Genomic DNA, 11676 nt, shown 5'->3' on the forward strand with positions numbered 1-11676 from the left:
CCGGCCCGGCTCCCGGCTGGCGGAGCGGTGGCCGGCGGAGCGCCCGGATCACCCAGGGCCGGGCCGCCCCTGCCCAGGGACGAGCTCCTGACCGCCTGGTCAGGAGCTCGCGATCCGTTCCGGCACCATCGGCAACGCGTTCGGCCGCAGCACCATCGTGGCCACCGGGCGCACCGGGTCCGGAGTGGGCCGCAGTCGCCACGCCGCGACGACGGTGGCGACCACCACCACCATCTCCGTCATCACGAAGTGCGCGCCGAGGCACTTGTGGGGCCCGGTGGCGAAGGGCGTGAAAGCGTGCTTCGGCGGGGCGGTCTCCCACCGGTCCGGGTCGAAACGCAGCGGGTCGGGGAACAGGGTGGGGTCGCGGTGTTGGGCGGTGATGCTGTAGAGGACCTCCGCGTCCGCCGGCAGCCAGTACCGCCCGAGCCGGACACCGTGCAGCGTGCGCCGGGTCAGGATCCAGTTCACGTGGTGGCGGCGGAGCGTTTCCTCCACCACCCTGCGGGTGTAGACGAGCCGGGGCAGATCCGCCGCCGTCACCGGTCGGCCGGCCAGCACCTCGTCCAGCTCCGCCCTGAGGCGGCGCTCCACCGTCGGGTGCCGCCCCAGCTCGTGGAAGAGCCACGACATGGTGCCGGCGGCCGTCTCACTGCCGGCCAACAACAGCGTCAGGACCTCGTCGTGCAGCTGCTCGGCCGTCATCCCGCGGTCGGTGCCCTCCTCCCGCGCGGACAGCAACGCGGCCATCAGATCGCCATCGTCCCCCGGCGTCCGCATCCGGTCGGCGACCAGGTCGCGAATGATCTCCTGGAGGAGCGCGCGCTCCGCGAGGAAGCGCCGGTTCGCCGGCGTCGGCAGTCGTTCGAGGGCGTCGGGCGCCAGGACGCGCCAGGCGACACCTCGCACGAAGGCGTCGGTGGCGAGGACGATCCTGGTCGCGGTCCGGTCGGTCAGGCTCGTCGAGAACAGCGCCCTGGCGACGACCACGGTCGTCAGGTGGTGCAACTGGTGGTCCAGTCGGATCGGGTGGTCGGGGCGCCACCGGGAGGTCATCCGCTCGGCCTCGCGGCGCATCAGCGCCACGTACGACTCCAGGCGGACGCGGTGGAACGCGGGGGCCATCAGCCGGCGCTGCCGGTGGTGGAAGTCCCCTTCGGAGGTCGCCACCCCGTTCCCCATGTACGGGCGCATGTTCTCGAAGAAGCGGCCCTTGCCGAAGCTGTCCGCCCGCACGGTGAACATCCGGTGCAGCAGCTCCGGGGAGTTCACCACGTAGGTGGGGTGCCGGCCGAGGCGGATCCGCACGATCTCCCCGCGCCCGCGCAACTCCTGGAGGAACGAGACCCGGCCCCGGACGAGCGCCGGCAGGTGCCCGACGAGTGGCAGTCCGCCCGGTGCGGTGGGCACGGTCCTGGGACGGTCGGTCTCCCTGTCCATCGTCCTTCCTCGTCCTCCTGGTGGTCGGGCTCCCGGGCCGGCCCTCGGCGCCGCTGGCCGTCGCCCGGTACGCCGGCGTGCCGGGCGGGGCGCGAGCCCGGAACGGCTGACGCCGCTGCCCGCCCATCGGCACGCTGTCCGCCCTGGCTGAAGCGGTTGAGGCGCCCGTACACCGCACCAGTCAGCCACGCCACCCGATCGTTCAACACCGCCGAGTGGCATCCGGCCATCCCTCCGATGTGGTCAACGGGGCCCGCGCGCCATTCCGCCACCCGTGCGCTGGCCCCGAGAAGTGGCCCCCGGCTGACGGGAGCGCGGACCGCGCGGTGCCATCGGGACGGGGAGTCGGAAGCGCCCGGCCACAATGGACTTCCCGTCCCCGCACGGCCTGCCGCCGATCGGGTGAGGGGCGGGCGAAGTCCGGGAGAAGCCCGGTGAGGGCGGGGGGAACGAGCCTAGACTGGGCACCTCCCCGAGGTGGTGATCGCATGTCGAACGCAGCCGAGCGCCGTGCCGAACCGGAGGGCCGGATGTCGACGCTCCGGGAACGGGCCACCGCCCGGGGCGCGGCCACCGGCGCGGCCGGCGGTCTCGCTCGGGGGGCCACCGAGTTCGCGCTCCAGGGCAGTGCGCACGAGCTCTCGGGCGGCGCGGTCGGGGGCGGCTGGGACTACCGGAACCTGACCAGCGGCACCGTCACCGGGTCCGTGAGCGGTGCCCAGGGCGGGATGGCCGACCGCACCAACGCGCTCGCGGAATCCACCGTCGCCCACCAGGAGCCGGAGCACTCGACGCCCAGGAACAACGTGAGCCACGGCCGCGAGGTGCTGGAGAACGGCCACCAGTGGCCGGTCGGCGCCCGGCCCCCCGAGGGCTGGCGGGACCCGTACACCAGCGGAGCGCGGGAACAGTTCGGCATCAGCGCCGGTACCGCGATCGGCCAGGCTGGGCGGTCCCGCCCCCAGGACCAGGACGACGAACCACCACTGCCCACCCCGGACCGCTGAGAGGAGTGACGTCCCGGCGGTCGGGCGCCCCGCGCTGCCCGAACCGCGGCGGGACGGGCGTGACGATGGACGGACTGATCCCGCGTTCGCTACCGGTCGGCTGCGCGAACGACGTGCGCGCCGAGCTCCGCGCCCGGTGGGCACGGCTGCGCCCGGCCCTGCGCTGGGCGCTGGTCCTGCTGCCGATGTCGGCGGTCGCGCTCCCGGTGGCCGGGTTGCTCGTGCTGGGCGGTTCCCCCGGGGGCCTCGTGCTCCCCGGGCTCGGCCTGCTCCCGGTGGTCCTGGTGCTGGCCAGGCTGCGGCGCCGTGGTCTGGCGACGCAGCCGCACGAGTGGGTACCGGCCGCGCTCCTGGCCGCCGGCGTCCCGGCGTCGATCGGCGCGCTCGCCCTGCTGGTGTTCGGGTGGTACCAGCCGAGGGCGGAGGTGGCGTTGGTCCTGGGCGTGGCCCTGTTCGGGTTGGCGGCGTTGGCCTGGGGAGTCGGCGACCACGCGTGCCGCCTGCTCTGGTCGGGCACCCCGAGGATCGTCGCCAGGAGCGGCTTCGAGCTCGGCTACCGGTTGCGGGTCCGGCGACGGCTCATCGCCCGGATCACCGTGTCGGAGGACCGGATTCGCTGGTTGGTCCAGATCACCAGCCGGCACACGACCCGCACGGTCCTCGACCGGGCGGTGCCGCTCGCGGACCTGCGTGACGTCCGGGTCGTCACCGTCGACCCGCCGCCGCGCGGCGGCGCGGGACAGGAGGTGGAGCCCGTCCCCGGACCCGGCGTGGAGTTGGTCACCGACCGGGCACGTCACGTCCTCCCGGTGCGCCGCGCGGAGGAACTCGCCCTGGTGCTCCGGGAACGCGCGGAGTGGTGCCGGTCCCTGCCCGTACCGGGAGGGCTCGCCGATCCGCCTACCCCGGCGTGGTGACGTGACGGCCTCGCCGCCCGGCGCGGACGCTACGGGGAACCCCGGATGCGAGACTGCGGGGCGGGCCATCACGCCGTCCGCCCAGCACGGCGACGAGCCTCCGCCGGGCGACCACCAACGGCCGATCACCCCCGGCCAGGAGGGACCGCGTGGTGGACGCACGAGGCCCGCCCGTGCCGAGGGACCAGCGACGTGAGGAGACGACAGGTGGGAGCCACGGACGAGGATCACCGCTGGCTCCGGCACGCCGTCGCCCTCGCCGGGAGGTGCCCGCCCTCGACGACGGCCTTCTCGGTCGGCGCCGTCGTGGTCGACTCCGCCGGCACACCACTCGCCGAGGGCTTCTCCCGGGAGGGGAACGATCCGCACGTGCACGCGGAGGAGGCGGCGCTGGCCAAGATCGGGCCCGACGACCCGCGACTGCCGGGTGCGACGGTGTACAGCTCCCTGGAGCCCTGCGCCGCCCGGCGCTCCCGACCCAGGACGTGCACCCAGCTGATCCTGTCCGCCGGGGTGCGGCGGGTGGTCTTCGCCTGGCGCGAACCGACGATCTTCGTCGACTGCGACGGTGCCGAGCGGTTGCGGGCGGCCGGGGTCTCGGTGGTGGAGGTCCCGGAGCTGGCCGAGTCGGCTCGCGCGGTCAACGGGCACCTGCTCGGCCCCCGCTGACCGGATCGCGCCGCCCCGGGGCCGCCCGAGGGAACCCGCGTCGACCGCCTGGCGGCTCCCCCTCCGCCGGGCGGGGGGTCGTGGCCCGGCGCGCGGCGCGAGGACCCCACGACGTCGCCGGTACCGGGTAGCGTCACGCGGGTGAGCGAGTCCTTCGACCCCGCAGGGGACTGGCCCGCCGACCCGGCGGATCGCGCCGCCGTGTGGCGCTACCTGTGCCGCTACCTCGGTGGCCTCGGCAGCAGCATCGCGCCGGAGGACGGCTGCCCGGCGGACGAGCTGGACGCCGCCGAGCGACGGCTGGGCCTGCCCCTGCCGGCGGCGCTCCGCGAGTTCTACGGGCTGCTCGGCCGCCGGACGGACGTGACGAGCGCGCAGGACACGCTGCTGCCGCCCGACAGGCTCCACGTGGACGAGCACGGGGGGCTGCTGGTCTTCCGCGAGGAGAACCAGGACACCGCCCGGTGGGGGGTCGCGGTCGACCAGCTGGCGGCGGCCGACCCGCCCGTCCTGCTCCAACACGAGTTGTCCGCCGGGAACGAGGACTTCCTGCCCTCGGTGTCCCTGGCGGCGGTGGAGCTGGTGCTCTCGGAGTCGCTGTTCGGCCCGGCGGGTGTCGTGGACAACCGGTACCTGGATGCCGACGACATCGAGCTCGTCGAGCGGTACTGCCGCCGACTCCCGATGCCGGAGTACCCGGTGTGGGCGGTCCCCGGCTCCGCCGTGCGGTGGTTCACCGCTCCTGACCTCGTGGTGCGGGACGACGGCCGGTCCTGGTTGTGGGTTCGCGCGCGCACCCCGGCGGCGTTGGCGGCGTTGCGCGAGGCCGTCCCCGGGGAGTGGATGGGAGCGGACTAGGCGGTCGGGGTGGTGTGGCCGGAGCGGGTCCCCGCGCGCGCGGCGGGTCGACGACGGGACGCCTCGCTCGCGGCACGGCCGGTGCCCGCGCCGCCGGGGACCCGTCCGACCGCTGCCCTACGGTGACGGGGTGACCCACCGTCCCTTCCTCCCGCCCGCCCGCCCCGCCGACCACCCGGAACCCGCGCGCTCCTCGGACAGACCGGCCGAACCCCCGGCCGCCGTCGAGCCACCGGAGGTGGGGGCCGACTACTCCTTCGCCCGGCTGCCCCGGGCGCGGTGGGAGCGGCGTGCCTTCGAGGACTGCGACTTCACGGAGGCCGACCTGCGGGAGCTGGTGACGGTCGGGTGCACGTTCACCCGGTGCGACTTCGGCGGCGCGGACCTCGGCGAGTCCCACCACACGGCCAGTGCCTTCCGGTCCTGCGTGTTCCGGCGCACCGTGCTGACCGGCGGCACCTTCGAGGGCTGCTCCCTGCTCGGGTCGAGCTTCGAGGGCGCGCGGCTGCGACCCCTGCGGCTCCGGGAGACGGACCTGACCCTGGCGGCCCTGCCGGGCGCGGACCTGCGGCGGGTCGTGCTGTCCGGCGTCCGCCTCCGGGAGGCGGACCTCTTCCAGGCGAACCTGAGCCACGCCGACCTCCGGGAGGCGGACCTCGGAGGAGCACGTCTCACCGAGGCGAACCTGTCCGAGGCCGACCTGCGTGGCGCGCTGATCGACCCGGCCGCGTTCCGGCAGGCGACGGTGGCAGGTGCCAGGGTGGACGCCGCGCAGGCCATCACCTTCGCGGCAGCCCACGGCCTGGTGGTCGACTAGGGGCCGGGCCCCGTCGCCACCGGGTCCGTCACGCCGGCGGAGCCGCCTCGGGCACCTCCGCCAGCGCGCCGTCATCCACCAGGTCGGTGATCGACCGGGGGAGGATGTACACCAGGCCGCCTCCGGGCTGTTCGAACCACGGCACGGCCACGCCGGTCAGCACCTGGAGCGGACGCAGCAGCCGGTAGGCGCGGTAGGAGCGGTTGACCCACTGCGGCGGCAACGAGCGCTGCTCGTACGGGGTCCCCGCGCTGTAGCTGACGTTGCCGTCCGGTTCGCCGAACCTGTCGATCTCCGTGCCCGCCTGGAGCATGAGGAGACGACGTTCCCGGAACAGGGTGAGCGGTGGCTCCCCCTTCAGGGGCCGGATGATGCTCTGCTGTTCCGAGCCCTGCCCACGAACGGCCTGCTGCCGCGCGGCCGACGGCTGGGCGTCGGCGGCCTGCCGCCGGGGTGGCTGACCGGCCGCCTCGTGGCCGCCGCCCACCGTGTCGTGCTGCGGGGCGCTCGGCTCGCGCTGGCCCGGGTCGTGCGCCCCGTCTGGGTGTTCCACGGGCGGCGTCGGACGCTGCGGCGCCGGCGGCGGTACCGACAGGGCGCTGGTGACCTGCCGGGCGGGGTCGGAATCCTCCGGGTCGTCCTGCCAGTGCCCGGCCGGCACCTCCTCCCGCTGCTCGGGACCCGGTTCCGGGTCCGGGGGAAGATCGCGCGACGGCGCCTCCTCGCCGCGCTGCGACTGGTTCAGCGGCAACCGGATCTGCCGGGGGCCGCCGCCGATGCCCAGGTCCAGCATGGGCGGACCGTCCTGCGGGTCGTAGTCGAAACGGTGTGGCCCCTCCTCGAAGGGGTCGCCGCCACTCGCCGGCGGAATCGCGACGCCACCGCCCGCGAACGGGTCGGGGAGGTTGCGGGGCGGTTCCTCGGCCTCCTCGTGCTGGTCGCGGCGGAAGTCCTCGTCCCCGTGGTGCGCCCGCCGGTCGTCCGGTTCGCCGACGGTGTCCTGGACGACCGGTCGGGGAGGCTCCTCGTGGTCGTGCGGGTGCGCCATCAGCAGCGCCCCCAGCAGGTACGCGCAGGCCTGGTTCACCTGACCGAAGTGGACCTCGTCGTACCGCTCACCGTGCTCCGACCAGAAGACCGACCAGGTCTCCTCCTCGCCGGCGACGTCCTCGCGGAGCAGGCACCAGACGTCCTCCTCGACGACGCCGACCCGGAAACCCTCCGGGTCGACCCCGAGGTCGCTCAGCCGCTGCCGCAGCTGCTCGATGCTCGCCTCGTCCTCGATCGCCGCCGCCTCGGCCTCGTCGTCCAGACCGTCCGCGTCGTAGTGCCGGTCGTCCCGGAACGGCTCAGAACCGTGGTCGCGCTCGTAGTCGTGCTGGTGTTCGTAACCCCCCGGGTCCTGGTAGGGCTGGCCGCCGTCGAAGCCGGGCTGCTCCTGGAACGCGCCGGCACCGCTCCCGTCCTGGTAGCCCGCCTGGTCGTCGGGGCGCGGCGAGGGGTCGTGGTCCTCGGCCGGCTGGTGGTGGACCGGGTCCTGGTAGGACTGCTCCGGGAAGGGCTGCTGGTCCTGGTAGGACTGTTCCGGGAATCCCGGGGTCTCCTCGTAGCGCTGGCCGTACCGCTCGTCCGGGTAGCCGGGGTCCCGGTACGCGGGTTCCTCGTCGAATTCCGAGTAGTACCCGCCCGACTCGGCGGGCGCCTCGACCGGCTGGTCCTCGATCCGCTCGTGCTGCTGACGCGCGCCCTCCGGGGTGGAGGGTCGCTGTCCTGGTCCGTCGTGGCCTTCCGGACCGGACGGGTCCGTCGCCGCCGGCAGGATGCCCGTGGCCGCGTCCTGGAGGTCGTCGCGGAACCCCCCGCCGTGGCCGAGGGGGAAGTCCGGGACGGGCTGCTGCTCGCGCTGGGCCGCCGCCCGCGTCTCCGGCATCCGCTGGTGCAGCAGCGCCGCGGCGGCCGCCAGCACGTCCTCACCGACCGGGGGGAGCTCGAACCGCTGGGAGCGCACGTGGTCCACCAACTCGGGCACCGGCGGGACACCGTGGCGGCGGAGGTGGTAGCCGACCGCCGCCGACCAGATCCACCGACCGTCGGTGTGCCAGCTCGCCGGTACGGTCGCCCGCCCGTCCGCCCCGAAGGGATCCGGGGTGGGGTTCCGGGTGTCCAGGACCACGGGGGCGTGGTCGAGGTAGGCGAGGAGGACCTCGCGGTCCGCCGGGTCCACGGCCGCCCTGTTGATCATCGGGCGGCCGTCCTCCCTGGTGCCGTCGAAGACACGGGCGACGGAGAAGCCCCCGTCCCCGGCCGCGTCGCCGGGCCGGTCGGGCTCCTGCGCTGACTCCGCGCGGCGGCCGTGCTGGTAGCCGTTGTTCTCGTGTTGGTACCCGTTGTTCGGTGGGCCACCGAAGCCGTTGTTCTGGTGCTGCTCCTCGGCCCTCGGCGCCGCCTGCCCACCGTCCATGGTGTACGAACGCAGTTCCTCGACCACCGAACCGGGCAGCAGGTCGGTCGCGTCCTCCCGGACGAGCTCCGCGGCCTGGGTGGGATCGCCGAGCTGGGGGACGCCACGCCGGGGAGCGTCCTCACCGGACGGACGTGACGAGGTGCCCAAGCGCTGCCGCAGCCAGTCCGGGATGTGTTCCTCGGCGCGGGGGAAGCGTTGGAGCTCCTCGCGGTACACCGCGTCGGGCAGCGGCGGGTCCCAGCCCGGCTCCTGGTTCAGGTTGACGTCGATCCGGTAGTTGGACGGCCGCTCCACCACGTAGAAGGCGGAGAGCCAGGTGCCGACACCTGGCCGGTACATGCCGTGCCGCAGCTGGTCGAACAGGGGAGCGCACTCGGCGGGCGGTTCCCAGCCCTGTGACTCGCCGTCGGGTCCGACGACCTCTCCGACCGTCTCGGCTCGTTGGCCGGCAGCGCGGTATTCCACCCGGATGCGCTGCCACCCGGGCGGAGCGGCGCCCAACACCGCGACGCCGATCTTTCGCGCGAGCGCTGCCTGATCTTCCGGACTGTTCGCCGTCGGACGGGACATAGCTACATCCTCTCTGACGGAGCCGGAGTCGTGGTCCGGGGTGGGCGGAAACAACGGCTGAGACTACGCCCACCTGGCGGGCCGAAAACACCGCTGTCGCTGGTAACCACGCGTGCTGTTCCGCATACAACGCTGCCGGTGACGAGGCTCGTCGGATCGGGCGAGGCCACCGCTCGATCGGGGTCGCCCGAACGGTGTGCGGTCGTGCAACAACATGAACCGTAACGAGCATGACCGGTGCTTTCGGACGGTTCGGGGCGCCGCCGAGGAATGGGGACGACCGCCCTCCCCACCGCGCGGCCAGCGATGTTCGCCGGTCGGCTCCTGCGGGCGGGCTCACCTGTGCGGGCGACTGACGACCCGGGTGCCCACCCTCCCGGCGGGCGGGACGGCCCGAAGGTGTTCGCGCAGAGCGCAGCGCGCGGAGCGGAGCGCGGGGCAGGAGCGGTGTTCCGAAGTCGGAGACCTGCCGCGTCCGTCCCGTGGTCCCCGGGCTCCCCGGTCGCCTTGACTCGGCTCGCGCGGACGAGGACCTGACCGGTGGCCGGAGACCACCTCGTAGCCCGGCCGCGCCCGCCCGCCGGAAAAGCCGATGTGCCGCGGTGGCGTCTGGTGCACGCTGGCCTGGTGCTCGCTCCCTACCGGCGACTCGCCGACGTGCCAGGTGTCCTCAGTCTGCTGCTCTGGTCGCTGCTGGGGCGGTTGTACCAACCGGGAGTCCCCATCGCGCTCACGTTCCTCGTCGCGGACTGGGCCGGTTCCTACCTGGTCGCCGGTCTCGTGACAGGAGCCCTCACGGCCGGCCAGGTGGTGGCGGGACCGCTGCGCGGTCGGGCCGCCGACCACGGTTCGGTTCCTCGACTGCTGCTGGTGACCGGGCTGGTGTACGCGGGCGGGCTGGCGGCGCTCTCGTGGTGGCCGGCGGACTGGTGGTACGCCGCCCCGCTCGTGGCGTTCGTCACCGGGTGCTTCATGCCGCCCGTGACCCAGGTGAGCAGGGCGGTGTGGGCCAGCATCCCCGAGCGGACCGCGCGGGAGGCCGCCTACGCCGTGGAGGCGACGCTCCAGGAACTGCTCTTCGTGGTCGCCCCGGTGCTGGCGGCGATGGTCGTCGCGGTCGTCAGCCCGATGGCGGCGGTGCTGCTCTGCGCCGCCCTCGCCCTGGTCGGGGTGGCGGGGTTCGCGTTCGCCGCGAGCCGGACGGAGCTCCTCTCGGCGCGCGCCTCGTTGACCCACCGGTCGGCGAGGGCGAGTGGTTCGGTGTTCCGGGTGCCCAGGCTCCGGGGTTCGCTCGTGATGGGGTTCGCCTTCGTCGCCTCCGTGATCGCGATCGACCTGCTCATCGTCGCATGGGCCCGGGATCGGGGCACGCCGGCCCTGGCGGGGTTGCTGGCCGCCGCGTGGGGGGCGGGTTCACTGGTGGGCGGGTTCGTGGCCGGGGGGCTCCGCGGCGAGCCCCGGCTGTGGCTGCGGATCGGCGCGGTCCTGGGTGGGCTGGCGGCGATCAGCCTGGTGCTGCCCCCCGTCCACCCCGATCCCTCCCCGTGGCTGCTGGCCGGGGTGCTGGTGGTCAGCGGGCTGGCGATCGCGCCAGCCCTGGCCGCGATGAACGGTCTGGTGGGGCGGATCGCCCCTGCCGGGAGGCAGGCCGAGGTGTTCGGCTGGTTCGCGGCCGCGACCACGGCGGGCGGAGCCCTGGCCAGTGTGGTCACCGGGTGGTTGCTCGACGCCGCCAACCCGTCGGTGACGGCGGCGGTCGCGGCGTCCTGGTGCCTCGTCGCGGTGTTACTCGCGCGACATCTGACCCGGCCGTCGCGGGAGGCCGGTCCGGACATGGCGCAGTATGAGCGGACGTGACGACTGAACCCCCCACCGCCGGGAACGGCCAGCCCTCTCGTCTCCTCGCGCTGGGCATCGCCGGCGCGGTGGTCGCCGGACTGGGCATGGCGGCCCAGTCGCGGGTCAACGGGGAACTGGCGGGCCGGCTGGGGAGCGGGGTCGCGGCGGCCGTGGTGTCCTTCGGGACCGGTCTCCTGCTCGTCGCCCTCTTCGCCCTGGCGTCTCCCACCGCGCGCCGGGGCCTGGGACGTGTGCTCGCGGCGCTGCGCTCCGGCGGCGGTTCGCCCGGTTCCTCGTCGTCCCGGCCTCGCGACACCACCGGTTCCGGTGCTCGGGCACCGTCACCAGCGGCCCCCGGCGAACCGAGGTTGCGGTGGTGGCACTGCCTCGGCGGGCTGTGCGGGGCCTTCCTGGTGCTCAGCCAGGGGCTGACCGTCGGGAGCGTGGGAGTTGCGGTGTTCACGGTCGCGGTGGTCGCCGGACAGGTCACCTCGGGGATGGTCGTGGACCGGCTGGGTGTCGGGCCGGGCGGGAAACGCCCGGTGACGTGGTTGCGGATGGTGGGCGCGGTGATCGCGCTGTGCGCCGTCGTGATCGCGATGTCCGGGGAGTTGAGCGACCCCTCCCGGCTCGGGCTGGCCGTGCTGCCCGCGCTGGCCGGCGTGGCCATCGCCTGGCAGCAGGCGGTGAACGGCCAGGTCGGCGTGGTGGCCCGGTCTCCGCTGCCGCCGACGCTGGTGAACTTCGTGGTCGGTCTGACTGGTCTGCTGGTCGCGTTGGCCGTTCTGCTCGTCCTCGGTGACCGGCCGGCCCCGTTGCCGGCCGAGCCCGTGCTCTACGTCGGCGGGCCGCTCGGCGTGCTCTTCATCGCGATCGGCGCGGTGGCGGTCCGCCACACCGGCGTGCTGGTGTTCGCGATGAGCGCGGTCGCCGGCCAGCTTTCCGGGGCCGTCCTGCTGGACCTGGTGTTGCCGGCCACGGACGGGCCGATGTCGGTGGCGACCCTGGCTGGCAGCGCGCTGACACTGCTCGGCGCGGTCCTGGCGGTGGTGCCCGGCCGAACCCGGCGGGGTCGGGGTCTGGAACGATAGGCCC

At 74.4% G+C, this 11676-nt stretch carries 9 protein-coding genes; 7 read left to right on the top strand and 2 right to left on the bottom strand.

Going from position 1 to position 11676, the window contains the following annotated elements; genetic code table 11:
- Positions 1 to 99: 99 nt before the first annotated feature.
- On the bottom strand, positions 100 to 1440 hold the full coding sequence (locus C1701_RS13855; RefSeq protein ID WP_026419442.1) for a cytochrome P450: 1341 nt from the start codon (positions 1438 to 1440) through the stop codon (positions 100 to 102).
- 488 nt (positions 1441 to 1928) lie between these two features.
- Between C1701_RS13855 and C1701_RS27380 the strand changes: the two genes are divergently transcribed.
- From C1701_RS27380 to C1701_RS13885, 5 genes are all read left to right on the top strand, one after another.
- The gene (locus tag C1701_RS27380; protein ID WP_026419441.1) at positions 1929 to 2447 is read left to right on the top strand and encodes a hypothetical protein; all 519 of its coding nucleotides are present in this window, start codon (positions 1929 to 1931) and stop codon (positions 2445 to 2447) included.
- 65 nt (positions 2448 to 2512) lie between these two features.
- Entirely contained in the window at positions 2513 to 3364 is an 852-nt protein-coding gene (locus C1701_RS13870) for a hypothetical protein (protein ID WP_030226451.1), read from the top strand.
- A gap of 207 nt (positions 3365 to 3571) precedes the next feature.
- Complete coding sequence (locus C1701_RS13875) at positions 3572 to 4033, top strand: dCMP deaminase (RefSeq protein WP_337662265.1); 462 nt, start codon at positions 3572 to 3574, stop codon at positions 4031 to 4033.
- 141 nt (positions 4034 to 4174) lie between these two features.
- Positions 4175 to 4891: a hypothetical protein gene (locus C1701_RS27385; protein ID WP_337662266.1), complete on the top strand. Its 717-nt coding sequence runs from the start codon at positions 4175 to 4177 to the stop codon at positions 4889 to 4891.
- 130 nt (positions 4892 to 5021) lie between these two features.
- Positions 5022 to 5708 carry a pentapeptide repeat-containing protein gene (locus C1701_RS13885; RefSeq protein ID WP_081715579.1) on the top strand — a complete coding sequence of 229 codons (687 nt, stop codon included), beginning with the start codon at positions 5022 to 5024 and terminating at the stop codon, positions 5706 to 5708.
- A 28-nt stretch (positions 5709 to 5736) separates the two neighbouring features.
- On the opposite strand, the gene C1701_RS13890 is transcribed toward C1701_RS13885, so the two are convergent.
- A complete protein-coding gene (locus tag C1701_RS13890; RefSeq protein WP_026419436.1) occupies positions 5737 to 8742 on the bottom strand; it encodes a TNT domain-containing protein in 3006 nt (1001 codons plus the stop codon).
- Positions 8743 to 9369: 627 nt separating this feature from the next.
- On the opposite strand from C1701_RS13890, the gene C1701_RS13895 reads away from it, so the two are divergent.
- The gene (locus C1701_RS13895; protein ID WP_081715578.1) at positions 9370 to 10599 is read left to right on the top strand and encodes an MFS transporter; all 1230 of its coding nucleotides are present in this window, start codon (positions 9370 to 9372) and stop codon (positions 10597 to 10599) included.
- A complete protein-coding gene (locus C1701_RS13900; protein WP_016696838.1) occupies positions 10596 to 11672 on the top strand; it encodes a DMT family transporter in 1077 nt (358 codons plus the stop codon). The genes C1701_RS13895 and C1701_RS13900 overlap by 4 nt, the downstream gene beginning before the upstream one ends.
- The last annotated feature ends 4 nt before the right edge of the window (positions 11673 to 11676 follow it).

It is taken from the genome of Actinoalloteichus sp. AHMU CJ021 (assembly GCF_002895405.1).
GTDB classification, from domain to species: domain Bacteria; phylum Actinomycetota; class Actinomycetes; order Mycobacteriales; family Pseudonocardiaceae; genus Actinoalloteichus_B; species Actinoalloteichus_B caeruleus.